This is a genomic window from Nocardioides aurantiacus, assembly GCF_003752505.1.
Taxonomy (GTDB): Bacteria; Actinomycetota; Actinomycetes; order Propionibacteriales; family Nocardioidaceae; genus Marmoricola; species Marmoricola aurantiacus.
On the sequence record NZ_RKHO01000001.1, the window covers coordinates 2,549,836 to 2,573,909 of the forward strand.

The window sequence follows — 24,074 nt, forward strand, 5'->3', positions numbered from 1 at the left end:
CCCAGCCTCGGCGGGGACGGGGCCGGGGCTCAACCCGTTTTCGCCACCGGCAGGTGCTCGGCCCACCAGCGCAGCAGGTGCTCGAAGCGCTGCCGGCGATGGCGCGGCCGGCCGCTGCGGCTCAGCTCGTGGCCCTCGGCGGGGAACAGCAGCAGCTCGGTGCGTACGCCGCGCAGCCGCAGCGCCGTGAACCAGCGCTGGCCCTGCTCCACCGGCGTGCGCCAGTCGTGCTCGGAGTGGATCACCAGGGTCGGCGTGGTCACCCCGTCGACGTGGGTCAGCGGGCTCTGCTGCGCCGCGGCGTCGGCCGAGCCGTGGTAGCCACCGGGGAAGAACCAGCCGATGTCGGAGGACCCGACGAACGAGGTCGCGTCGAGGTAGCCCCGCTCGACCACGGCGGCGACGAAGCGGTCGGTGCGGGTGGTCAGCGTGGCGGTGAGGTAGCCGCCGTAGGAGCCGCCCACGACGCCCACCCGATCGGCGTCGAGCGGCAGGTCGGCGGCCAGCGCGTGGTCGAGGAACGCCAGCACGTCGTCGGCGTCCAGCGTGCCCATGGCGTGCTCGATCGCGCGGGCGTGGTCCGGCCCATAGCCGGCCGAGCCGCGGGGGTTGCACATCACGACGGCGTACCCCGCCCCGGCTGCCACCTGGGCCTCGTCGAACAGCGCCCAGTCGTACTGCGCGTGCGGCCCGCCGTGGATGTGGAGCAGCACCGGGTGCGGGCCCTCGCCGTAGACCCCGGGGTCGGGCAGCACCACCCAGCCGTGGACCAGGTGGCCGCCGGTCAAGGTGGCCTCGACCTCGACGGGCGTGCTGACCCCGGCGTGGCGCAGCGACGCCGAGACGTCGGTGAGCCAGGTGGTCGCACCGTCTCGCACGACCGCGAGGTCACCGGCGCGCTCGGGGTCGGCGACCGTGGCCAGCACGGTGGCACCGTCGGGGCTCGCGGCGTGGCCGGCGACGACCAGCCGGCCGTCGAGCAGCACCTCGGCTTCGTGGACGCCGTCGGGGTCCAGCGCCACCAGGCGCACCCGCCCGCGGTGCTCGTCCTGCACCAGCACGCGGCCGCCGGCCACGACCAGCGCCGCGGAGCCGCCGGCCAGCTCGAGGTCGGCCTCCTCGGTGAGCGGACGCAGGTCCACCTCCTGGTCCGCGACCGGCCGCTCGGTGACCCACGCCCGCGCCTTGCGGCCCACGAAGCCCAGCCCGTCCGGGCCGGTCTCGGTGCCGGTGACGACCAGCCGCCCGTCGGGCGACCACTGCACCCCGCCGAGCGCCCGGTCGCCGGTCAGCACGGCCTGCGGTGCGGGCTCCGGGGCCCCGGCGTCGGCGGCGACGAGGTGGACGCCGCTGCGCAGGTCGGTCTCGTGGCCCTCGTGACGCGAGGAGAGGAAGGCCAGCCGGGTGCCGTCGGGGCTCCACGCGGGCTCGGTGTCGTCGGCGTCGCCGTCGGTGACCTGGCGGGGCGCGAGCGGCAGCACGGGCAGGTCGGCGCCGGGCGTGGCGTCGGCCGGGGGCACGGCCAGGACGAACAGGTGGTGGCGGCGGTCGCGGGTGAAGCCGACGTCGTCGCGGCGGTACGCCGGTTCGGCGATCAGCCGCGCGGGCTCGGCGTCCGGGGTCGGCGTACGCCCCTCGTCGTCGGCGGTGCCGTAGCGGCCGGGCTCCGGCACGCGGGCGGCGTACGCCAGGCGGGTGCCGTCAGGGCTCCACACCGCCGCGCCCGCGCCGAGCGGGTGGTCGGTCAGGCGCAGCGGCTCGCCGCCGTCGAGGGCGGTGAGGTGCAGCTGCGGCGGCGTGCCCGGCGAGGAACGCAGGAACGCCACGCGGCGACCGTCGGGGCTCACCGCGGGACTGCGGTCGTGGTGACCGGTGGTCAGCCGCACCGCGCCCGAGCCGTCGGTCGGCACCCGCCACAGCTGGCCGCCGTAGGAGTCCGAGGCCAGGTCGGGGCGGGTGACCGCGACCACCGCGACCCGACCGTCGGGGGTGAGGGCCGGGCGGCCGCAGGCGTGGAGCAGGTCGAGGTCGTCGGGACGCATCGGCCCAACCTAGCCAGGGGCCGGGGCTCACTCGGCGCTGGTCAGCGCCTCCTTGGTCTTGGCGATGGCGAAGCCCCAGGCCTGGGACACGGTCGGCGAGGGCGGCAGCGCCACCTCGTCGGGGTTGGTCACGACGTCGAGCAGCACCGGGCCCTCGTGGGCGAAGGCCTCGCGCACCGCCTCGTCGACGTCGCCGGGCCGCTCGACGCGCACGGCGTGCAGCCCCATCGCGCGGGCGACCGCGGCGAGGTCGGGGTTGCGGAGCACGGTGCCGAACTCGGGCAGGCCGACCTGCTCCATCTCGAGCTTGACCATGCCCAGCCGCCCGTTGTCGAAGACGACGAGCTTCACCGGCAGGTCGTGTGCCACCGCCGTGATGAGGTCGCCCAGCAGCATCGTCAGGCCGCCGTCGCCGCACATCGCGACCGCCTGCCGACGCCGGTCGAGCGCGCTGGCACCCAGGGCCTGCGGCATCGCGTTGGCCATCGAGCCGAGGTTGTAGGACCCGAGCAACCGCCGGGTGCCGGTCATCCGCACGAAGCGGGAGAACCACACCGTGGCCATGCCGGTGTCGGTGGTGAAGACGGCGTCCGAGGCCGCGTGGCGGTCGACCGCGGCGGCCAGGAGCTCGGGCCTGATCAGGGCGTCGGGGTTGTCGACCTTGCGCCGCAGCAGCCCCTTCGGGGTGTGGTCGTACGCCGGGTCGGTCAACGCCTGCTGCGACTCCTGCCAGGCGAGGTACTCCTCGCGCACCCCGTCCAGGTGCGTCCGGTCCCGGCCCTCCCGCAGCAGCGGCAGCAGCGCCTGCACGCCGAGCCCGGCGTCACCGACCAGCGGCAGATCGACGGCGAGACGGCGTCCGATGTGCGACCCGCGCACGTCCAGCTGCACCACGGTCTTCCCCTCGGGCAGGAAGTCCCGGTAGGGGAAGTCGGTGCCGACGAGCACCAGCGCGTCGCACTCGGCGAAGGCGGTGGCCGTCGCCGGGTTGCCCAGCAGCCCCGACTGGCCCACCTCGAACGGGTTGTCGTCCTCCAGGCCCTCCTTGGCCTTGAGGCTCAGCACCATCGGCGCGGCCAGGCGGTCCGCGAGCCGCAGCACCTCCTCGCGCGCGTCGACGGCGCCCCGACCGACGAGGAGCGTGACCGTGCCGGCCGCGTCCAGGGCGGCGGCGGCGGCCTGCACCGCGTCCGGGTCGGGCACGGCCCGGGGCGACTGGCGCACGAACCGGGGCACCGGGGTGTCCTCCGGGAGGTCCAGGCCGCCCACGTCGCCCGGCAGCGTGAGGACGGCCACGCCGCGGTGCTGCAGCGCGGCGTTGCCGGCGGCCTCGATCAGGGCGGGCAGCTGGTCGACGTGGGTCACCGTCCGGTTGAACACCGCGACGTCGGCGAAGAGCGCGTCGTTGTCGACCTCCTGGAAGAACTCGCTGCCCATCTCCTCGCGCGGCACCTGGCCGCACACCGCCAGGACGGGGGCGTGGGACTTCTTCGCGTCGTACAGGCCGTTGAGGAGGTGGATGGCGCCGGGACCGACGGTGCCCATGCAGACCGCGAGGTCACCGGTGAGCTGGGCCTGGGCGGCGGCCGCGAAGGCCCCCACCTCCTCGTGGCGCACCCCGATCCACTCGATGCGGTCCTCGCGTCGGATCGCGTCGGTGACCGGGTTGAGCGCGTCACCCACCACGCCCCACACCGACCTGACTCCGTGCTCGGCGAGGGACTCGATCAACAGCTCGGCGACGGTGGGCACGCGGACTCCTCGGGGGACGGTGACGGGCGTCGCTCCGGATCCGGAGCCGCCGGGGAGGACGTACCCGCACCACCGGCCGGCGCACGTGACGACGACGATTTGGCCGCCCCGGAGCCACGCTGGTAATCTCAGCGATCGTGTCTGGCCGCTCCGGCGAGCAGGCCGACCCATTGACTCAGCACCACATCCACACCCGACGTAGACGAGGCGAGCCTGCAGTGGCCAACATCAAGTCCCAGATCAAGCGCAACCGACAGGCCGACGCCGCGCACGAGCGCAACAAGTCGGTCAAGACGGCGCTGAAGAGCGCGGTGCGCAAGTTCCGCGCGGCCGCCGAGTCCGGTGACGCCGACCAGGCCAAGACCGCCGCCGCCGCCGCCGGCCGCCAGCTCGACAAGGCCGCCAGCAAGGGCGTCATCCACAAGAACCAGGCCGCCAACCGCAAGTCGGCGATGGCCAAGAAGGCCGCCTCGCTCTGAGGTAGTCCTCGCAGCACCAGGCGTCGCACCCCTCGGGTGCGGCGCCTTCGTGCGTCCCGGGCACCCGTGGCCCCCAGCGGCCTTCAGCCGCCCTCAGCGGCCCTCAGCGGCCCTCAGCGGCGGGGGCGGGCCCGGACGACGTCGAGCACCATCTTCTCCAGGGCGTACGCCGCGTCGCTGGCCTGACCCTTGACGTCGGCGTCGGCCCGGGCGACCGAGCGGATCGCGCGCCCCACACCGTCGGCGTCCCAGCCGTGCGACTGGCGCCGCAGCACGTCGATCTTCCACGGCGGCACCCCGACCTCCCGGGCGAGGTCGTTGTTGCGCATCCCCCGCGGGGCGCCCATGAACTTGGCCAGCCCGCGCAGGCTCCCCGCCAGGGCGCTGGTCACCAGCACCGGCGCGGTGCCGCGCTCCAGCGCCCAGCGGAGCTCCTCGAGCGCCTCGGCCGCCTGGCCGTGCAGGGCGAGGTCGGCGACCGCGAAGGACTTGGCCTCGGCCCGGCCGCCGAAGTAGCGCTTGACCATCTCGGTGGTCAGGGTCGAGCCCTCGAAGTCGCTGGCCAGCTGGTGGGCGGCCGCCGCCAGCGAACGCAGGTCCTGCCCGACGGCCTGCACCAGGAACTCGGCGGCGTCCGGCTCGATGCGGGAGCCGTGGCCGCGCAGCTCCTGGCCGACGAAGCCGGGCAGCTCGCTGGGTCGCGGCGAGGCCGACTTGACCTCCACGACGCGCTCCAGCTTGCGCAGCCGGGTCAGCACGCCGCTGCCCTTCTGGCCCCCGCCGTGGGCGAGGACCAGCGCCACGTCGTCGGCCGGCGAGGCGGCGTACTGCAGGAGGCCGGGGACGGACTCCTCGGGCAGCTCCTCAAGCCGGCGCACGACCACGCAGCGGATGCTCGAGAACAGCGACGGGGCGGCGAGGTCGCCGAGCACGGCCATCGTGAGCGTGGCTGCGTCGGTCTCGGACAGCTCGGCGTCGGCGTCGTGCCGGCGGACCTGCTCGCGGACGGCGCGCACGGCGCGCTCCCCCAGGAACTCCTCCGGACCCGTCACCAGGGTCACGTGACCCAGCGCCGGCCGGCTCTCCGCGCGTGCCATGGCCCGACCTTCTCACGCGGCTCCGACAGTCCCCGGACGCAGGGTCAGGGCGTGAGGTGGCCGGCCACGACCGTGCGGGTCGCGCCGCCGACCCAGAGCGCACCGTCGTCGTCACGCTCGACGTGGACCCGGCCGTCGCGACCCACGGCGGTGCCCTGACGGACGACGTACGACGCGGGCAGGACGCCCTCGCCGACCAGCCACACCGCGAACCCCGCGTTGAGGCTGCCGGTCACCGGGTCCTCCGGGACCGAGAGGCCGGGGCAGAACGCCCGCACCTCGTACGCCGCCCCGAGACGCGCCGCCTCGGCCGCGTCATGGGCGCCGATCACCCCCAGCTCCAGCCCCTGCATGGCGGCGAGGTCGGGCGCGAGGTCGAGCACGGTCCGGGCGTCCCGCAGCTGCAGCCCCAGCCACCCCGGCCCGTTGTCGATCCACGCCGCCCGCAGCACCCGGTCGGGCTCGACCCGCAGGGCCGCCACCGCCCGCTCGAGGGTGGCGGCGTCGACCGGGCCGGACCGCAGGAACCCCGGCGCGCGGAAGGCCCGGCGGTCCGAGCCGGGCGAGGCGCGCACCTCGACCAGCCCGAGCCCGCACTCCTGCACCACGACGTCCTCGCGGGCGGGGACGCCGCCCCCCTCGAGCCAGGCGTGGGCGGTGCCCAGCGTCGGGTGGCCGGCGAACGGCAGCTCCTCGGCGGGGGTGAAGATCCGCACCCGGTAGTCCGCGCCGGCCTCCCGCGGCGGCAGCAGGAACGTCGTCTCGCTCAGGTTGGTCCACCGGGCGAAGGCCGCCAGGGTCGCGTCGTCGAGCCCCTCGGCCCCGTGCACCACCGCCACCGGGTTGCCGCTGAGCGGCCCGTCGGCGAAGACGTCGACCCAGGACACGGGGAGGCTGGTCATGCGACCCAGCCTTCCAGGACCCTGCCGCGTCAGTCACGGCTCCCCACCACCGCCGGCCCACTGCCGCCCGCGGGGACCACGACCGCGACGTCGCCGTCGCGGTCGGTGCGAGCGACCCGCATGCCGGCGTCACGGAGCAACGCGCTCAGCGACGGAGCGGGGTGGCCGTAGTCGTTGTCCTCCCCCACCGAGACCACGGCCAGCCGGGCGCCGGTCGCGCGGACCAGGTCGGGGTCCTGGCTCGCGCTGCCGTGGTGGGCGACCTTGAGGACGTCGGCCTCGATGCCGCCGGTCTCGCGCAGCAACCGGGACTGCGAGGCCTCCTCCTCGTCGCCCATGAGCAGCAGCCGGACGCCGCGGGTGCGCACCAGCAGCACGACGCTCGAGTCGTTGGGCGGCGACTCCGACGCGGCCGGGGGCGGACCGGCCGGGGCGACGACCTGCCACTCCAGGTCGCCGAGCCGCCTGGTCCCGGCGTACGTCGCCCGCTGCACCGGCACCCCCGCCGCGGCCGCCACCCGGGCCACCTCACGGGCGCCGCCGGCCGGCTCGGCGAGGCCGGTCACCTCGACCGCGCCGACGCGACGCCCGCGCAGCACCCCCGCGAGCCCGTCGACGTGGTCGGCGTGGAAGTGGGTCAGCACGACCAGCGGCACGTCCTCGACGCCCAGCCGGCGCAGGCAGCGGTCGGCCGCGGCCGGGTCCGGACCGGCGTCGACGACGAGCGCCCGGCCGGGACCCACCCGCAGCACCAGGGCATCGCCCTGCCCGACGTCGCACGCCACCATCACCCACCCCCGCGGCGGCCAGCCCGGGCTGGGCAGCGGCACCAGCAGCGCCACCAGCGCGAGCGAGGCCAGCACCACGCTCGTCGTGCGCCGCGCCAGGACGTGCCCCAGCAGCACCGTGACCGCCAGGCAGGTCAGGCTGAGCAGCGTCAGCCCGAGCGCGGTGGTCGGCCACGAGGCCGACGCCGACGGCAGGTCGGCCGCCCGCTGCGCCACGGCGACGATCCAGCTCGCGCACCACGCCGCCGGGGCCGCCACCACCGCGCCCAGCCAGGGCCAGACGAGCCCCACCACCCCGCCCGCGAGCCCGAGCACCGTGGCCGGTCCGACGGCCGGCGCCACCAGCAGGTTGGCCAGCACCGCCACGAGGCTCACCTGGCCCGACAGTGCTGCGACCAGCGGGGTGCAGGCGAGCTGGGCGGCGAGCGGCACCGAGACCGCCTCGGCGACCCAGCGCGGCACCCACCGCACCATCCGGTCGCGCCAGGCGGGTGCCAGCCACACGATCCCGGCCGTCGCGAGGGCGGACAGCGCGAACCCGGCCGAGAGTGCGAGCCACGGGTCGAGCAGCAGCAGGCCCAGGACCGCGGCGCCCAGCGCCCGGGTGGCCTGCCGGCGACCGTGCGAGCCCAGCGCCAGCAGGCCCACCACCCCCATCGCCGCCGCCCGCACCACGCTCGGCTCGGTGCGGGCCAGCAGCACGAACCCGGCCACCCCGAGCAGCCCGACCACCAGCAGCCCCCGAGCCCGTACGCCGGCCCAGCGGGCCAGCAGCAGCAGGCTGCCGACCACGAGCGTCAGGTTGGTGCCGGAGACGGCCAGCAGGTGGGTCAGCCCGGCGGTGCGGAAGTCCTCGGCGACCCCCTCGGGCATCGCCGTGTCGTCCCCGTCGACCAGGGCGGGCACCAGCGCCCGGGGTGCGGGGGGCCGGTCGGCCACTGCCTCGCGGATCGAGGCCCGCAGCGCCGCGGCGCCCCCGAGCAGCGGACCCGGCACGTCGACCACGCGGGGCGGTCCCCGGGGACCCAGCACGGCGGCGAGGTCGCGGCTGCGCGGCGGCGCGAGCCGGCCCGACGTCTCCACGCGGCTGCCCAGCTCCACCCGCGACCACGCGGTGTCGCCCAGGAGCAGCACCGGGGCGCGCACCGCGTGCGCCCGCCCCCGACCGCTGACCTGCTCCACCCGGGCACGCACCAGCACCACGTCGCCGAACCGGCCCGGTCGCAGCACCGGGTCGGAGGTGGTCACCAGCTCGACCTGCACCACGGCGCGCTGCCGGGCGAGGTCGGCCACCGGGCCCGACCCCACCCCGTCGACCCGGAGCAGCACCGAGGACACGACGCCGACCCCGCAGCACACCCAGACCAGCAGCGTGGTGGTGTCGCGACCCCGCCGACGCAGTCGCGCCCACACCATGCCCACGACCGCCACCACCGGCACGGCCGACCACGCGGGTGCCAGCACGGCGAGCAGTGCGCTCCCCCACGCCACGAGCGCCAGCGCCGGCAGCCGCAGGTCGTCGACCGACGGCGGCCTCACAGGGTGACGTGGGGGGCGATCTCGGCGAGCGTCTTGTCACCGATGCCGTCCACCTCGAGCAGCTCGTCCACGGCCGTGAAGGAGCCGTGCGTGCTGCGCCAGTCGAGGATCTTCTGCGCCGTCACCGGGCCCACCCCCGGCAACGTCTCGAGCTGCTCGGGCGTCGCGGCGTTGAGGCTGACCAGCGCCCCTGCGGGGTCCGGCGCGGCCTGCGCCGCTCCCGCCGCCGCTCCCCCGGGCCCGGCCGGCACAGCCGCGGCGACCGGCGCGCCGACCAGCACCTGCTCCCCGTCCACCAGGACACGGGCCAGGTTGAGGCCCCGCAGGTCGACCCCCTGCCGGGCGCCACCGGCGTGCTCCAGGGCGTCCACCACCCGCGACCCGGCCGGGAGCGTGGCCACGCCGGGACGACGGACCTTGCCGGCCACGTCGACCACGACCGTCGCACCGGGCGACCCCGTCCCCGACGGGGTGGCCGCCGAGCCCGTCGACGCACCCGGGGAGTCCGGCGGCGACGCCGAAGGCGTCAGCTCGGCCAGCGGCTCGGCGGAGGCGGGGGCGCGGTCGAGCGCGACCGGCCGCGGGCTCCCCCGCTGCCAGACGTAGGCCGCCAGGGCGATCCCCGCCACGACGAGCAGCACCACCAGCAGCGCCTGCCCGCGCTGCAGGCCCACCCGACCCCGCACCGTGCTCGGCAGCGCATCGGCCACCCACGCACGGGCCCCACCACCGAGCCGCGCCCCCACCCCCGGCGGCCGCTGACGCGCGTGCCGACCCACGGGCCGGACCACGACCGGCGGCCCGACCAGCGGCCCGGCCGGCGGACCGGCCCCGCCCTCGGCCCCGGGCGGCTCCTCGACGGCGTCCGGCACCTCCCAGGGCGCCGGCTCGTCGTCGACGCGCCGCAACCCGGCCGCCTCCAGCTCCCGCCCCAGCAGCTCGAGCCGACGACGGGCCGCCGCGGCGACCTCCTCCTGCGACTGCCTGCCCCTGCCGACCATGACCGCGACGCTAGGAAGCGGGCGCCGCCCCCACCAGGGCCACGCGGCACCCTGTGGACGACGCGGGTCAGGAACCCGCCTGTGGAGGCCGGGGCGCCACCACCACGGCGACCATCCCCGGTCCGACGTGGGCGCCGAGCACGGCGCCGATCTCGACCAGCGCGACGTCGCGACCCTCGAGCTGCTCGGCCAGCCGCCCGCCCAGCACGGAGACGAGGGCCGTGGCGCGCTCCTCGGACTCGAGGTGGGCGACCGCCACGTCGACCGGGCCGGTGGCCGCCTCCGTGGCGAGGACCTCGAGCCGCTGCAGCGCCTTGCCGGCCGTGCGCACCTTCTCGAAGGCGCCGACCCGGCCGTCGGTGAGCCTGAGGATCGGCTTGACCGCGAGCGCCGAGCCGACGAGGGCGGCCGCCGCGCCCACCCGTCCACCGCGACGCAGGTGCTCGAGCGTGTCGACGTAGAACAGCGACGTGGTGGCCTCCCCGCGGGCCCGGGCGACCTCCGCCGCCCGCGCGGCCGGCTCCCCCGCCGCCAGTGCGTCAGCGGCGGAGAGCACCGCGAACCCGGTGCCCATCCCCACCTGGCGGGTGTCGACGACGTGCACCGGGACGCTCGCCCGTCGCGCGGCCAGCCGGGCCGACTCGACGGTGCCGCTGAGCTCGCCGGAGATGTGGACCGAGACGATCTCGTCGTGGCCCTCGCGCACCAGCTGCTCGTAGACGGCGAGCACGACCTCGGGGCCCGGTCGCGAGGTGGACACCGAGCGGCGTCGGTCGCGCAGCGCCGCCGCGAGGCGACGGGGCGAGGCGGCCTCGCTGCCCTCCTCGTGCGCGGTGCCGCCGATGACCACCTGCAGCGGCACGACCCGGACACCCCGCCGTTCGGCGGTCTCCTGCGACAGCGAGGCCGTCGAGTCGGTGACCAGGGCGACGGGCATGGCGCTCAGGCTAGCCGCGGCCGTGGTCGGGCTCCGGGGCACGTCCGGTCGCGGCCGGGGTGACGCTCGCCCCCGGCGTGCGCACGCGACGGACGAGGTCGGCGAGCCCCAGCAGCAGCGCCACCACGACCAGCCCGATGGTGGTGCGCAGCGACGTCGAGAGCGCCTCGGCGTAGTCGCCCCGCGTCGCGGCGAGCGAGCCGAAGAACTGCGCCAGCACCACCGCGACCCCGAGCGCCGAACCCACCCGCTGCGCGGTCTGCAGCAGCCCGCCGCCCGCGCCCGCCCGGGCCGGGTCGACCTCGTCGAGGGCCAGCGTGATGTTGGGCGAGATCACCAGCCCGCCCCCGGCGCCGGCGAGCAGCAGCAGCGGCGCGAGGCTCAGGCCGACGTGGCCGTCCAGGCGCGGGAGCAGCAGGTCGATCCCGACCAGGGCGGCGGTGATGGTGACCAGTCCGCCCAGCACCAGCGCCCGTCCCCACCGCTGCACGACGCGGCCGCCGTAGAACGCCGTCACCGCCGAGCCCGCCGCGAACGGCAGCTGGGTCAGCCCCGCCTCGAGCGCGCTGTAGCGCAGCCCCGACTGCAGGTAGAGCGTGAGCACGATGAAGATCGAGGTGAAGCCGGCGAAGTAGAACGTGCCCAGCCCCAGCCCGAAGACGTACGACGGCACCCGCGCCAGGCTGAGGTCGACGAGCGTCTCCCGACCGCGGCCCGACCAGTGCCGCTCCCAGCCGTAGAACACGCCCAGCACCACCACGGCGACCCCGGCCAGCCACCACGGACGCTGCGAGAGCGGCGCGCCCTGGTCGCCCTCCACGACGGGCAGCAGCACGAGCAGCATCGCGGCGGCGAACAGCAGCACCCCGACCGGGTCCAGGGACTGCCGGCGACCCGGTGGCACGCGGGGCAGCCACTTCCGGGCCAGCACGAGGAGCAACAGCCCGACCGGCAGGTTGACGTAGAACACCAGCCGCCAGCCCCACTCCGGACCGCCGAGCTGCACCAGCAGCCCGCCTAGCAGCGGCCCGATCGCGGTCGAGATGCCGATGCTGGCGCCGAAGAGACCGAAGGCCCGACCACGCTCGGGGCCGCGGAAGAGGTTCTGGATGAAGCCCGAGACCTGGGGCGTGATCATGCCGCCACCGACGCCCTGCACGACCCGGGCGACGGCGATCGCCCACGCGGTGGGGGCGGCGCCGCACGCCGCGCTGGCCAGGGTGAACAGGGCCACCCCCCACATGAAGACCGTACGACGCGAGCGCGCGTCCCCGAGCCGCCCGGCCGGCACCAGCGCCATGCCGAACGCCAGCGAGTAGCCGGCCACCACCCACTGCACCTGGCTGTCGCTCGCCCCCAGGCCCTCGCGGATCGACGGCAGCGCGACGTTGACGATGCTGACGTCGAGCAGGCACATCCCGCCCGCCACCAGGCACACCGCCAGCGCCCGCCACCGGTCGTCGTGACCCGAGTCGTGACCAGAGTCCTGACCCGAGTCCTGACCTGCCCTGCCACCCGTCGCGGCCGCCCCGGCCCGGTCGTCCTCACGCACCTCGCCACGCTAGCCGCGGGGTCGCTACGGCCCAGCCGCTACGGTCGGGGGATGCGCATCGTCATCGCCGGAGGACACGGTCAGATCGCCCGCCAGCTCGGGCGCCTCGTCACCCAGGACGGCCACGAGGTGGTCGGCCTGATCCGCAAGGCCGAGCACGTGCCCGACCTCGAGGCCGACGGGGTCGGCTGGAAGCAGCTCGACCTCGAGGACACCTCGGTCGAGCAGCTGACCGAGGTCGTCCGCGGCGCGGACGCCGTGGTCTTCGCCGCCGGTGGCGGGCCCGACGGCAACGCCGCCCGCAAGGAGACCGTCGACAAGGGCGCGGCCGTGATGCTGGCCGACGCGGCCGTCGCCGCCGGCGTGCGCCGCTACGTGATGATCTCCTCGATGGGGCAGGACCGCATCGAGGAGGACTCCGACGAGGTCTTCCAGGTCTACCTCCGCGCCAAGCGCGACGCCGACGACCACGTCCGTTCCCAGGACGCGCTCGACTGGACCGTCGTGCAGCCCGGCAAGCTCACCGACGACGTGCCCACCGGCACCGTCGCGGTCGGCGACGTCGACTACGGCTCGGTCACGCGCGGCGACGTCGCCCACGTGCTGGCCGAGGTGCTGGAGTCCGACCACACCATCGGCCGCACCTTCGCGGTGATCGGCGGCGACCAGCCCGTCGCCGAGGCGGTCCGCAAGCTCTGAGCGGGGCCGCCCCGGCGGCCCTCAGCCGGCGACGACGTTGACCAGCTTGGGGGCGCGCACGATCACCTTGCGCACCTGCTTGCCCTCGAGCGCGCGCTGCACGGCCGGGTCGGCGAGGGCGGCGGCCTCCAGGTCGGCCTCGGAGACGTCGGGGGCGACCTCGAGGCGGGCCCTGACCTTGCCCTGCACCTGCACGACCGCGGTCACCGACTCCTCGACCAGCAGCGCCTCGTCGACGACCGGCCACGGGACGCGGGCGACGGTGGGCTCGTGGCCCAGGCGCTCCCACATCTCCTCGGCGGTGTAGGGCGCGACCAGCGACAGCAGCACCGCCACGGTCTCGGTCGCCTCGCGGACGGCAGGGTCGGCGGGGCCGACGCCGGAGTCGATCGCCTTGCGGGTGGCGTTGACCAGCTCCATGGTGCGGGCCACGACGACGTTGAAGCGGTGCGAGGCGATCAGCTGCTCGGCCTCGCGCACCGTCTTGTGGGTCTGCCGGCGCAGGGCGGCGTCGCCGCCCGCGGGGTCGGTGCCGGCCGGGCTGGTGACGTCGCCGGAGAGCCGCCACGCGCGCTGCAGGAACCGCGCCGACCCGCCGGGCGAGACGTCGGCCCAGTCGATGTCGTCCTCGGGCGGGCTGGCGAAGACCAGGGTCAGCCGCACGGCGTCCACGCCGAACTCCGAGAGCTGCTCGCCCAGGCTGACGCCGTTGCCCAGCGACTTGCTCATCTTGCGGCCGTTGTTGACCACCTTGCCCTGGGAGAGGTACGCCGAGAACGGCTCGTCCCACGAGACCAGCCCGATGTCACGCAGCGCCTTGGTGAAGAAGCGGGCGTACAGCAGGTGCAGCACCGCGTGCTCGTCGCCGCCCACGTAGAGGTCGACCGGCCCCCACGCGTCGGCCAGGCCCTTGTCGAAGGCCTGGGTGTCGTCCTGCGGCGAGAGGTAGCGCAGGAAGTACCACGACGAGTCCACGAAGGTGTCCATCGTGTCGGTGTCGCGGGTGGCCGGGCCGCCGCACGTCGGGCAGGTGACGTTCACCCAGTCGGTCGCCGCGCCCAGCGGCGAGGTGCCCTTGGGCTTGAGGTCGGCGCCACGCAGCTCGGGCAGCTCGACGGGCAGCTGGTCCTCGGGCACCGGCACCTCGCCGTCGACCGGGCAGTGGATGATCGGGATCGGCGCGCCCCAGTAGCGCTGCCGCGACAGCAGCCAGTCGCGCAGCCGGAAGTTCACGGTGCCGCGCCCCAGGCCCTGGCCCTCCAGGTAGGCGATGGTCGTCGACTTGGCCTCGGTCACGCCCATCCCCGACAGGTCGATCTCGTCGTTGGCGGAGTTGATGGCCGGGCCGTCGCCGGTGAAGGCCTCGCCGTCGAAGTCCTCCGGCGGCTGCACGGTGCGCACCACCGGCAGGTCGAAGGCCGCGGCGAAGTCCCAGTCGCGCTGGTCCTGGCCGGGCACGGCCATGATCGCGCCGGTGCCGTAGTCGGCCAGCACGTAGTCCGCGGCGTACACCGGCAGCGGTGTGCCGGTCAGCGGGTTGGTCGCGTGGACGCCCAGGAAGACGCCGGTCTTGGGGCGCTCGGTGGAGAGCCGGCTGATGTCGGACTCCTTGCGCACCTCGACCAGGTAGTCCTCCAGGGCCCCGCGCTGCTCGTCGGTCACCAGCTCGGCGGCCAGCGCCGCGTCGGCGGCCACGACCATGAAGGTCGCGCCGAACAGCGTGTCCGGGCGCGTGGTGTAGACGGTGATCGGCTCCTCGCGGCCCTCGACGGGGAAGTCGACGTGGGCGCCCTCGGAGCGGCCGATCCAGTTGCGCTGGGCGTTGACGACCTTGTCCGACCATGTCGGCTGCAGGTCGTCCAGGGAGTCCAGCAGCTCCTGGGCGTAGGCGGTGGTGCGGAAGTACCACTGCGTCAGCTCGCGCTTGGTGACCTCGGCACCGCACCGCTCGCAGGCGCCGTCGACGACCTGCTCGTTGGCCAGCACGGTCTGGTCGTGGGGGCACCAGTTGACCGCGCTGTTCTTGCGGTAGGCCAGGCCCTGGGCGTGCAGCTGCAGGAACAGCCACTGCGTCCAGCGGTAGTACGTCGGGTCGCTGGTGTTGAACCGGCGCGACCAGTCCACGGCCACGCCGTAGCGCTGGAACGAGGCCAGCTGGGTGGCGATGTTGCCGTAGGTGTAGTCGGCGGGGTGGGCGTCGTTGCGGATCGCGGCGTTCTCGGCCGGGAGCCCGAAGGAGTCCCAGCCCATCGGGTTGAGCACCTCGTAGCCGCGCTGCCACCAGTGGCGCGCCACGACGTCGTGCAGCGCGGTGACCTCGGCGTGACCCATGTGCAGGTCGCCGCTGGGGTAGGGGAACATCGTCAGCGCGTAGCGCTTCTCGCGCGGGCTGTCGTCGTCGGCGCGGAACGGGTCGAGCTCGGCCCAGACCCGCTGCCACTTCTCCTCGGCCGCCTGCACGTCGTAGCGCGCGGTGCCGTCGGTGTCGTGCTCGCTCATCTGGGGCTCCTCCTGGGCGGGGACGGTGTGGACATGAAAAAGCCCCTCGCGCAGAGGGGCGGCCGCGTCGTGGTCGACGCGGCTAGGCGAGAAGCAGGGAGGTGCTCACCGCTCCATCCTAGACCCTGCACCGCTCGCGTCGGCCGTTCGCTCCCGGAGCCGCCTTCGCGCGGGGTCGTACGGTGACGGGCATGGGTCCTGCGGCGCGCTGGCTGGTGGTGCTCGCCGTGGCCGTGGCCCTCGTGGCGGTGCCCCAGGGCCTGCGCGCCCTGCCGGTCGAGGACACCGGGGAGAGCGCCGCCGACCTCGCCGCCCGCGTCCTCGACGCCGACCGCCTCGGCTGGTCCGGCGAGGTCGCCACCCAGGGCGACGTCGAGGTCCCGCTGAGCGGTGACACCTTCGGGGGCGTGGTGCGGATCCTCGGCGAGTCCAGCCGGCTCCGGGTGTGGTGGCGCGGCCCCACCCAGCACCGCGTCGACCGGGTCCGCGAGAGCGGCGAGACCGACGTGGTCCGCAGCGGCGGCACGACCGTCCGGTGGCGCTACGAGGGCAACCGGGTCAGCGTCGTGCCGTACTCCCGGATCCGGCTGCCCGACGACCCCGACGTCGTCCCGGTCGCGCTCGCCCAGCGGCTGCTCACCGGCGCCCGGGCCGCGGAGCTCTCCCGGCTGCCGTCGGAGCGCGTCGCCGGTCGCGCCGCCGCCGGGCTGCGGCTCGTCCCCGCCGACCCCCGCTCGACCGTCGGGCGCGTCGACCTGTGGGCGGACCAGGAGACCGGTCTCCCGCTCCGCGTCGAGGTGTACGACGGAGCAGCGGGGTCGCGACCGGTGCTGACCACCGAGACCACCTCGGTCGACCTGACCAGGCCGCCCCGGTCGCGCACGACCCTCGACCTCTCCTCCGGCGTGGACGTCTCGCGCGGCGTGACCCTCGACGACGCGGCGGGTGCCGACGCCTACGCACCGTTCGCCCCGCCCTCGGAGGCGGCCGGGCTCCCCCGCCGCGGCGACCCCGAGGACTTCGGGGCGGTCGGCGTCTACGGCCGCGGGCCGACGGTGCTGGTGGCGGTGCCGCTGCGCGACGTGGTCGCCAAGGGACTGCGCGAGCAGCTGCGCAAGGCCGGCACCGTCCGCGACACCGGCGAGCGCCAGGCGCTGGAGTTCGGGCCGCTCTCGGTGCTGCTCGACAGCAGCGGCCGCGGCAACTACGTGCTGCTCGGCACGGTCACCCCGCAGACGCTCGTGCAGGCGGCCGACGACGTGCGGGCCGGCGTACGCCTCGTGGACCCGGTGGGCCGATGACCGACCTGCTGATCGCCACCCGCGGGCTGACCAAGGTCTACCGGGGCGGTGTCCGCGCCGTCGACGGCGTCGACCTCGAGGTCCGCGCGGGCGACGTCTACGGCTTCCTCGGCGCCAACGGCTCGGGCAAGACCACGACCGTGCGGATGCTGCTCGGCCTGGTGCTCGCCACCGAGGGCGCGATCGAGCTCTTCGGCGAGGCCATGCCGAGGGCCGGCGCGTCGGTCCTGCCCCGGGTCGGCGCCCTGGTGGAGGGCCCCGGCGCCTACCCCCACCTGTCCGGGCGGGCCAACCTGACGCTGCTCGACTCCACCGACGGCCGGCGCCGCCGCGGCGACCGCCGGCGCCGGGTCGGCGAGGTGCTGGACCAGGTCGGGCTCGACCCGGCCGACCGCCGCCCGGTGCGCACCTACAGCCTCGGCATGCGCCAGCGCCTGGGCCTGGCCTCGGCGCTGCTGCGCCGGCCTCCGCTGCTCGTGCTCGACGAGCCGACCAACGGCCTGGACCCCCAGGGCATCCGCGAGATGCGCGAGCTGCTGCTCTCGCTCAACCGGGAGGGCACCACCATCTTCCTCTCCAGCCACCTGCTGGCCGAGATCGAGCAGATGTCGAGCCGCGTGGGCGTCCTCGACCGCGGCCGGCTGGTGCTGCAGGAGGACCTCGCCACCCTCCAGGCGCCCACCGGCCTGGTGCGGGTGCGCACCCCCGACGTGAGCACCGCGCTGCGGCTGCTCGACGGCCGGGTGGTCGACCGCGGCGAGGGCCACCTCGTGGTCCGCAGCCCCGACGCCGCCGCCCTCAACGCCCACCTGGTGGCCCGCGACATCCGCGTCACCGAGCTCGGTCCCGAGCGACGCAGCCTGGAGGAGATCGTGCTCGCCGCGAGTGAGTCGGCGTGATCCGCGTCGAGCTGGTCAAGCTGATGACCCGTCCCCGCACCTGGATCACGATCCTGGCGCTCAACGCCCTGCCCACCCTGGTGGCGGTGCTGCTCGCGGTGACCGACCTCGGTCCGCGGCCCGGCACCGGACCGCCGTTCCTGTCCGCGGTGCTGACCGACGGCACCCTCTTCCCGCTGGCGGCGCTGGGCATCGTGCTGCCGCTCTTCCTGCCCGTCGCGGTGGCCGTGGTCGGGGGCGACGCCATCGCCGGGGAGGTGCAGAGCGACACGTTGCGCTACCTGCTGGTGCGGCCCGTCTCGCGGCTGCGGCTGCTGGTGGCCAAGCTGGTCAGCGTCGTGGTCTTCGTGGTGCTGGCGGTGCTGGCCGTCGCCGTCGTGGCCTACGTCGAGGGTCGGCTGCTGCTCGGGGACGCCCCGGCCACCGGGGTGGTCAGCGTGTCGGGCTCGACGCTGACCCAGGCCGAGATGACGCAACGCACCGGCCTGGCCTTCGTCTACGTCGTGCTGGCGATGCTCGGGGTGGCCGCGATCGCGCTCTTCTTCAGCACCCTCACCGACTCCGCGGTGGGCGCCGCCCTGGGCACCATCGGGGTGCTGGTCGCCTCCACCGTGCTGCTGGGCCTCGACGCCGCCGACGCGATCAAGCCCTACCTGATGACGCGGCACTGGCTGGCCTTCGTCGACCTGTTCCGAGATCCGATCCGGTGGGGCGACGTGGTCGACGGGGTGCTCACCCAGCTGGGCTACCTCGTCGTCTTCGCCGGCGCCGCCTGGGCCAACTTCGCCACCAAGGACGTCAACCGGTGAGGACCCGGCTGCTCGGCCTGCTGGCGGTGCTCCCCCTCGCCGCGTGCGGCGCGACCGCGGGACCCGACCTCGGGCTCGACCCGCGCGCGGAACGGCTCGACCAGCAGCAGTACGAGCAGCTGCGCGCGGCCGTCGACCGGGTCGCCGACGACGCCTTCGCCGCCGCCGGCACGGCCGTCGACGGGCGGGTGCGCGCCTACCAGCTCGTCACCGTGCGGTGCGCCGCCCGGCCGCGCACCGTCGGCAGCCTCACGGTGGTCGGCGAGCTGACGTACGCCGAGCCCGACGACACGGTGACCGACCGGGCCATCGACGCCGCCTGGCGCGACCTGGGGCTGGAGCGCGACGCCCAGGGGCGTGCGGGGGCCTTCGCCCGCACGGACCTCCCGGAGGATCTCCCCGGGGAACTCCAGGCCGACGTGGGCGCCCGGGCGTCGCGCGACGAGCCCGGGTCGCGGCAGCGCGTCCGCCAGCTGTTCGCTTCCAGCCCGTGCGTCGACCTGCGTGACGTCGAGGTCCCCGACGAGGACCGCGGCGACCTCGACGACCAGCTCCGCTGACGACTCAGCAGCCGGGCTCGGGCGCGACGACGGGCCCCGCACCCAGCGCGCCGTCCAGCACGCGGCCGACGCGGGTGTCAGCGGGCAGGTCGTCGTGCTGCACCTCGGCTCCGGGGCACAGGTCCTGGACCAGCACGTTGCGCGCCCCCTCCAGCGCGGCCGAGCCGGTGGGGGTCACCACCCGGTCGGCGTCGCTGCGCACCGTCGCCCACTGGGGGCCCTCGGGCGTCTCGTCGCCCGCGTTGAGCTCGCGCAGCAGGTCGCTGTCGGGCACCAGCTGCTCGCACGCCGTGGGGCAGGTGCCGGCCGCCTCGACCGCCAGCTCGGCCACGTCGGTGCCGTGGTGGTGGGGCGAGCCGAGCGTCACCACGCGGCGCACGACGTCGGCGCCGCTGCCGTCGCGGACGTAGAGCCGGACCACCACTCCCCCGGCCGAGTAGCCGACGAGGTCGACCGACGCCGCGCCGGTGCGCTCGCGCGTCTCCTCGACGAGCGTCGCGAGCCGGGCCGCCTCGTCGCGCAGGTCCCCGGTGCCGCCACCCGCGGGCTGCAGCACCACCACGTCGCGACCCTGGTCGCGCAGCCGCTGCACCAGGGGGTCGAGCGCGGCGACGCGGCCGCCGTACCCCGTCACGGCCACGACCGGGCCGGGGGTGCCCTGGTCGACCGACGGCCCGCCGAGGACGGCGCGCAGCCCGACCCAGGCGACGAGCGCGACGAGGGCGGCGACGACGAGGGCACCGAGCACGACCGCCTGCCGGCGCCGCGCCGGCGCGAGCCGGGAGCTCACGGAGGCGTCAGGGCGTGTCCTCGGGCACCACGACCGGACGCAGCCGCGCCCAGGCGAAGAACACGAGCGCGGTCAGGACCATCCCGGCGCCGGCCCACAGGTTGACCCGGACGCCGTCGGCCTTCGCGATGTCGGCCGCGCTGTCGAAGATCGAGGCGATCAGCAGCACCACGCCGAAGATGCCGATCAGCATCCCGATGAAGTTGCGGATGTCGAAGGCGCCCGCCTTGCGGGTGCGCTCCGCCTGCGCGTCCGCGCCGGACATTTTCTCAGCCATGACTACCGCCCTACCAGAAGATGATGTTGAGACCGACGACGATGACGACGCCGACGCCGGCGAGGATGTTGGGCTTCTGGTACCACGCCAGCGCCTCCTCGTTGTCGTCGTGGAAGTCCATCTTGGGGGTCAGCGAGTAGACCAGGCCCCGCAGCTCGGACTCCTCCCGCGGCTTGGTGACCAGGGTGACCAGGACGCTGACGATGATGTCGACCACGAACGCCGCACCGGCGGCCACGAAGCTCGCGCCCTGCCCGGAGAGCCCGACCCAGCCCTGCGACAGGCCGCCCAGGGCGTCCTGCGAGGCGATGCCGACCAGGATCGCCGCCGTGGTGCCGGCCACGAGGCCGGTCCAGCCGGCCGTCGCGGTCATCCGCTTCCAGAACATGCCGAGGATGAAGGTCGCGAACAGCGGGGCGTTGAAGAACCCGAACAGCGTCTGCAGGTAGTTCATGATGTTGGAGTACGACGCCGCGAAGGTCGCCGTGCCGATCGCGATCACCGTCGCTCCCACCGTGGCCGCCCGACCGACGGCCAGGTAGTAGCCGTCGGGCCGGTCCTTGACGACGTAGGTCTCCCACAGGTCGTAGGAGAAGACCGTGTTGAAGGCCGAGATGTTGGCCGCCATGCCGGCCATGAAGGAGGCCAGCAGGCCCGCGATCGCGACGCCCAGCATGCCGTTGGGCAGCAGGTCGCGGATCAGGTAGAGCAACGCGTTGTTGTAGTCCGGTGACCCGCCGTTGTTCTTGGGCTCGGAGATCTCGTTGACCAGGACCGCGGCGATCATGCCGGGGAAGATGACGATGAACGGCACGAACATCTTGGGGAAGGCGCCGATGATCGGCGCCCGCTGCGCCGCGGAGATCGAGCTCGACGCCATCGCGCGCTGGACCTCGACGAAGTTGGTGGTCCAGTAGCCGAAGGACAGCACGAAGCCGAGGCCGAGCACGATGCCGACGACCGACCAGAACGGGCTGTCGAAGCCCGTCAGCGCGGTGCCGGGCCAGGAGGAGAGCTGCTCGGCTCCGCCGGCGCTCGCGGCCACCTTCTCCTTCAGGCCGCCCCACCAGCCGACCTTGTGCAGACCGATCAGGGTCAGCGGCAGCAGCGCCGCGACGATCACGAAGAACTGCAGCACCTCGTTGTAGATCGCGGCCGAGAGGCCGCCGAGCGAGGTGTAGGTGAGCACGATGGCGGCGGCGACGATCAGCGAGACCCACAGCGGCCAGCCGAGGATGATCTCGACGATGTTGGCCAGCAGGTAGAGGTTGATGCCCGCGATCAACAGCTGCGCGATCGCGAAGCTCAGCGCGTTGACGAGGTGGGCCCCCGTGCCGAACCGGCGGCGCATGAACTCGGGCACCGAGCGCACCTTGGAGCCGTAGTAGAACGGCATCATCACCACGCCGAGGAACAGCATGGCCGGGACCGCGCCGACCCAGAAGTAGTGCACCGTCGGGATGCCGTAGTTGGCGCCGTTGGCCGACATGCCGATGATCTCGACCGCGCCGAGGTTGGCGGAGATGAACGCCAGGCCGGTCACCCACGCGGGCAACGAGCGGCCCGAGAGGAAGAAGTCGATGCTGGAGGAGACCGAGCGGCGGGCCAGCACCCCGATGCCGATGACGAAGGCGAAGTAGACGCCGATCAGCAGGTAGTCCACCCAGTTGGTGTCGAGCCGCAGCGCACCTTCCGCAGCGAGGACCGTCATCGTCAAACCTCCGTCGTGCCCGAGCGGCGACCCGTTGTCGCCTCGGGCACGCTACTCCTCGCACCCGCTCCCGTCGCGCACCCCGATGGGTAGAGTCGCCGCTCCGTGTCGACGAGGTGAGGACGGGCGATGAGCTGGCTGGTGACCGGGGGTGCGGGCTACATCGGCTCCCACGTGGTGAGGGCGTTCGGGGAGGTCGGTCTCGAGGTGGTCGTCGTCGACGACCTGTCCAGCGGGCACCGCGCGTTCGTGGGTGCCGAGGTCCCGCTCGTCGAGGGCAGCGTGGTCGACACCGACCTGATGACCCGCACGATGCGCGAGCACCACGTCGAGGGCGTCGTGCACCTCGCCGGCTACAAGTACGCCGGGGTCTCGGTGCAGCGACCGCTGCACACCTACACCCAGAACGTCACCGGCACCGTCAGCCTGCTCGAGGCCATGGCCGCCACCGACGTCGACGCCATGGTGTTCTCCAGCAGCGCCGCGACCTTCGGCACCCCCGACGTCGACCTGGTGACCGAGGAGACGGCCACGCGCCCGGAGTCGCCGTACGGCGAGAGCAAGCTGGTCGGTGAGTGGGTGATCCGCGACCAGGCCGTCGCCACCGGCCTGCGCCACACCTCGCTGCGCTACTTCAACGTGGTCGGCTCCGGCACCGACGAGCTCTACGACACCAGCCCGCACAACCTGTTCCCGATCGTGTTCGAGAAGCTCCTCGCCGGCGAGACGCCCCGCATCAACGGCACCGACTTCGAGACCCCGGACGGCACCTGCGTGCGCGACTACGTCCACGTCGCCGACCTCGCCCGCTCCCACGTCGTCGCCGCCCAGCGGCTCGCGGCCGGCGAGGACCTGCTCCCCGTCTACAACCTCGGCAGCGGCACCGGCTCCTCGGTCGCGGAGATCATGACCGCCATCCGCACCGTCACCGGCATCGACTTCACCCCCGAGCACGGCCCCCGCCGCCCCGGCGACCCGGCTCGCATCGTCGCCACCGGCGAGGCCGCCGCCCGCGACCTCGACTGGCAGATGCGCCACACCCTCGAGGACATGGTCCGCTCGGCCTGGCAGGCGCGCAGCAGCCACTGACCCGCCCGCCGTCGGTCCCTCCTCGGCGACCCCGGCGGTGCGGTGCTGCCATGATCGGGACATGAGCGCACCCATCACGGACCTGTTCGACCTGACCGGCAAGGTGGTCGTGGTGACCGGGGCCTCCTCGGGCCTCGGCGTCGCCTTCGCCGAGGCCTTCGCCCAGGCGGGCGCCGACGTCGCGCTCGGGGCGCGCCGCGTGGCGCGGCTCGACGACACCGCGGCGCTGGTCGAGGCCGCCGGCCGACGGGCGGTCAAGGTCGAGACCGACGTGAGCTCCCCCGAGGACTGCCAGGCGCTGGTCGACGCGGCGGTCGAGGCGTTCGGCCGGGTCGACGTGCTCGTCAACAACGCCGGCATCGGCACCGCCGTGCCCGCGACCCGGGAGACGCCCGAGCAGTTCCGCTCGGTCATCGACGTCAACCTCAACGGCTGCTACTGGATGGCGCAGGCGTGCGGCCGCGTGATGGAGCCCGGGTCCTCGATCATCAACATCTCCTCGGTGCTGGGCCTGACGACCGCCGGGCTCCCCCAGGCGGCGTACGCCGCGTCCAAGGCCGCCCTCATCGGGCTGACCCGCGACCTCGCCCAGCAGTGGACCGGCCGCAAGGGCATCCGCGTCAATGCACTGGCGCCGGGGTTCTTCGCCTCCGAGATGACCGACAGCTACCCCGAGGGCTACCTCGAGGCGCAGCAGCAGCGGATCCCGGCCGGCCGCAAGGGCGACCCCCGCGAGCTCGCGGCCACGGCGGTGTTCCTGGCCTCCGACGCCGCGGGCTACATCACCGGCCAGACCCTCGCCGTCGACGGCGGCATGACGATCACCTGACGCCTAGAGCAGGCCCGCCAGCGCCAGCAGCACCAGCGTGACGGCCGGCAACGTGCCCTGCACCGCGGCCGGGCGCGCCTTGGTGCGGTCGGAGGTGATCAGCACCAGCGCGGCGGCCAGCATCGAGCCGGTGCCCGCGACGACCAGGGCGACCCCGGCCTCGCGCACCGGCGCGAGCAGGCCCACGCCGACCAGGGTGACCACGGCGAGGAACAGGTTGTAGAACCCCTGGTTGTAGGCCATCTCCCGCGTCGCGCTCGCCTGCTCCGCCGTCGTCGCGAACGTACGACGCGTCGCGCCGTCCTCCCACCGCAGCGACTCCAGGACGAAGATGTAGACGTGCAGCAGCGCGGCCAGGACGGCGGGGACGGCAGCGGCGACGAGGAGGGCGTCCATGGCCGGGGACGCTACGCCGTCCCTCACGTGCGCGGGAACCGTGAGGCGCGGGCACGCCGGGCCGGGGCGCGGGTGCTCACCCGTCAGGACGACGCCCACCAACCCCACCGGCCGCGCCGCCGAGCC

21 protein-coding genes are annotated in these 24,074 nt (G+C 74.7%); 8 read left to right on the top strand and 13 right to left on the bottom strand.

Annotated features, from left to right (window positions below):
* Window positions 1-29: 29 nt before the first annotated feature.
* Both EDD33_RS12210 and EDD33_RS12215 read right to left on the bottom strand, forming a co-directional pair.
* Window positions 30-2,042, bottom strand: coding sequence for a S9 family peptidase (locus tag EDD33_RS12210; RefSeq protein ID WP_123391183.1), 2,013 nt, complete (start codon window positions 2,040-2,042; stop codon window positions 30-32).
* Between the two features lie 27 nt (window positions 2,043-2,069).
* Window positions 2,070-3,794, bottom strand: coding sequence for a thiamine pyrophosphate-dependent enzyme (locus EDD33_RS12215; protein ID WP_211332531.1), 1,725 nt, complete (start codon window positions 3,792-3,794; stop codon window positions 2,070-2,072).
* Window positions 3,795-4,012: 218 nt separating this feature from the next.
* Between EDD33_RS12215 and rpsT the strand changes: the two genes are divergently transcribed.
* A complete protein-coding gene (rpsT, locus tag EDD33_RS12220; RefSeq protein ID WP_123391187.1) occupies window positions 4,013-4,273 on the top strand; it encodes a 30S ribosomal protein S20 in 261 nt (86 codons plus the stop codon).
* Window positions 4,274-4,386: 113 nt separating this feature from the next.
* Here the strand turns inward: rpsT and holA are convergent, their stop codons facing one another.
* The 6 genes from holA to EDD33_RS12250 all read right to left on the bottom strand — a co-directional run bounded on the left by holA (window position 4,387) and on the right by EDD33_RS12250 (window position 12,089).
* A complete protein-coding gene (holA, locus tag EDD33_RS12225; protein ID WP_123391189.1) occupies window positions 4,387-5,370 on the bottom strand; it encodes a DNA polymerase III subunit delta in 984 nt (327 codons plus the stop codon).
* A gap of 44 nt (window positions 5,371-5,414) precedes the next feature.
* Window positions 5,415-6,272 (bottom strand): PhzF family phenazine biosynthesis protein, encoded by an 858-nt coding sequence (locus tag EDD33_RS12230; RefSeq protein ID WP_123391191.1) that lies wholly within the window; start codon window positions 6,270-6,272, stop codon window positions 5,415-5,417.
* A gap of 29 nt (window positions 6,273-6,301) precedes the next feature.
* A complete protein-coding gene (locus EDD33_RS12235) occupies window positions 6,302-8,599 on the bottom strand; it encodes a ComEC/Rec2 family competence protein (protein ID WP_123391193.1) in 2,298 nt (765 codons plus the stop codon).
* Window positions 8,596-9,600 (bottom strand): helix-hairpin-helix domain-containing protein, encoded by a 1,005-nt coding sequence (locus tag EDD33_RS12240; RefSeq protein WP_123391195.1) that lies wholly within the window; start codon window positions 9,598-9,600, stop codon window positions 8,596-8,598. The genes EDD33_RS12235 and EDD33_RS12240 overlap by 4 nt, the downstream gene beginning before the upstream one ends.
* A 67-nt stretch (window positions 9,601-9,667) precedes the next feature.
* Window positions 9,668-10,537, bottom strand: coding sequence for a DegV family protein (locus EDD33_RS12245; RefSeq protein ID WP_123393376.1), 870 nt, complete (start codon window positions 10,535-10,537; stop codon window positions 9,668-9,670).
* Between the two features lie 10 nt (window positions 10,538-10,547).
* A complete protein-coding gene (locus tag EDD33_RS12250) occupies window positions 10,548-12,089 on the bottom strand; it encodes an MFS transporter (RefSeq protein WP_211332532.1) in 1,542 nt (513 codons plus the stop codon).
* Between the two features lie 51 nt (window positions 12,090-12,140).
* Between EDD33_RS12250 and EDD33_RS12255 the strand changes: the two genes are divergently transcribed.
* Window positions 12,141-12,788 carry an SDR family oxidoreductase gene (locus EDD33_RS12255; protein ID WP_123391197.1) on the top strand — a complete coding sequence of 216 codons (648 nt, stop codon included), beginning with the start codon at window positions 12,141-12,143 and terminating at the stop codon, window positions 12,786-12,788.
* A gap of 21 nt (window positions 12,789-12,809) precedes the next feature.
* Here EDD33_RS12255 and leuS read toward each other — a convergent pair whose 3' ends face one another.
* Window positions 12,810-15,287 (bottom strand): leucine--tRNA ligase, encoded by a 2,478-nt coding sequence (leuS, locus tag EDD33_RS12260; protein ID WP_123391199.1) that lies wholly within the window; start codon window positions 15,285-15,287, stop codon window positions 12,810-12,812.
* A gap of 191 nt (window positions 15,288-15,478) precedes the next feature.
* On the opposite strand from leuS, the gene EDD33_RS12265 reads away from it, so the two are divergent.
* From EDD33_RS12265 to EDD33_RS20030, 4 genes are read left to right on the top strand one after another with little or no spacing between them, the layout of a single operon-like run.
* The gene (locus EDD33_RS12265; protein WP_123391201.1) at window positions 15,479-16,588 is read left to right on the top strand and encodes a sigma-E factor regulatory protein RseB domain-containing protein; all 1,110 of its coding nucleotides are present in this window, start codon (window positions 15,479-15,481) and stop codon (window positions 16,586-16,588) included.
* Window positions 16,585-17,487 carry an ABC transporter ATP-binding protein gene (locus EDD33_RS12270; protein ID WP_123391203.1) on the top strand — a complete coding sequence of 301 codons (903 nt, stop codon included), beginning with the start codon at window positions 16,585-16,587 and terminating at the stop codon, window positions 17,485-17,487. The genes EDD33_RS12265 and EDD33_RS12270 overlap by 4 nt, the downstream gene beginning before the upstream one ends.
* A complete protein-coding gene (locus EDD33_RS12275; protein WP_123391204.1) occupies window positions 17,484-18,296 on the top strand; it encodes an ABC transporter permease in 813 nt (270 codons plus the stop codon). Before EDD33_RS12270 ends, EDD33_RS12275 begins: the two co-directional genes overlap by 4 nt.
* Window positions 18,293-18,856: a hypothetical protein gene (locus EDD33_RS20030; RefSeq protein ID WP_170169802.1), complete on the top strand. Its 564-nt coding sequence runs from the start codon at window positions 18,293-18,295 to the stop codon at window positions 18,854-18,856. Before EDD33_RS12275 ends, EDD33_RS20030 begins: the two co-directional genes overlap by 4 nt.
* A gap of 4 nt (window positions 18,857-18,860) precedes the next feature.
* On the opposite strand, the gene EDD33_RS12285 is transcribed toward EDD33_RS20030, so the two are convergent.
* From EDD33_RS12285 to EDD33_RS12295, 3 genes are read right to left on the bottom strand one after another with little or no spacing between them, the layout of a single operon-like run.
* Complete coding sequence (locus EDD33_RS12285; protein ID WP_123391207.1) at window positions 18,861-19,646, bottom strand: lipase family alpha/beta hydrolase; 786 nt, start codon at window positions 19,644-19,646, stop codon at window positions 18,861-18,863.
* A 7-nt stretch (window positions 19,647-19,653) separates the two neighbouring features.
* Window positions 19,654-19,923 carry a hypothetical protein gene (locus EDD33_RS12290; RefSeq protein WP_246003496.1) on the bottom strand — a complete coding sequence of 90 codons (270 nt, stop codon included), beginning with the start codon at window positions 19,921-19,923 and terminating at the stop codon, window positions 19,654-19,656.
* A 10-nt stretch (window positions 19,924-19,933) separates the two neighbouring features.
* Window positions 19,934-21,634, bottom strand: coding sequence for a sodium:solute symporter family protein (locus EDD33_RS12295; RefSeq protein ID WP_123391212.1), 1,701 nt, complete (start codon window positions 21,632-21,634; stop codon window positions 19,934-19,936).
* 129 nt (window positions 21,635-21,763) lie between these two features.
* Here EDD33_RS12295 and galE point away from each other — a divergent pair, with 129 nt between their 5' ends.
* A complete protein-coding gene (galE, locus tag EDD33_RS12300; RefSeq protein ID WP_123391214.1) occupies window positions 21,764-22,723 on the top strand; it encodes a UDP-glucose 4-epimerase GalE in 960 nt (319 codons plus the stop codon).
* Window positions 22,724-22,784: 61 nt separating this feature from the next.
* Window positions 22,785-23,552 (top strand): SDR family NAD(P)-dependent oxidoreductase, encoded by a 768-nt coding sequence (locus EDD33_RS12305; protein ID WP_123391216.1) that lies wholly within the window; start codon window positions 22,785-22,787, stop codon window positions 23,550-23,552.
* Window positions 23,553-23,555: 3 nt separating this feature from the next.
* Here the strand turns inward: EDD33_RS12305 and EDD33_RS12310 are convergent, their stop codons facing one another.
* Window positions 23,556-23,948 (bottom strand): DUF1304 domain-containing protein, encoded by a 393-nt coding sequence (locus EDD33_RS12310; RefSeq protein ID WP_123391217.1) that lies wholly within the window; start codon window positions 23,946-23,948, stop codon window positions 23,556-23,558.
* Window positions 23,949-24,074: the final 126 nt, after the last annotated feature.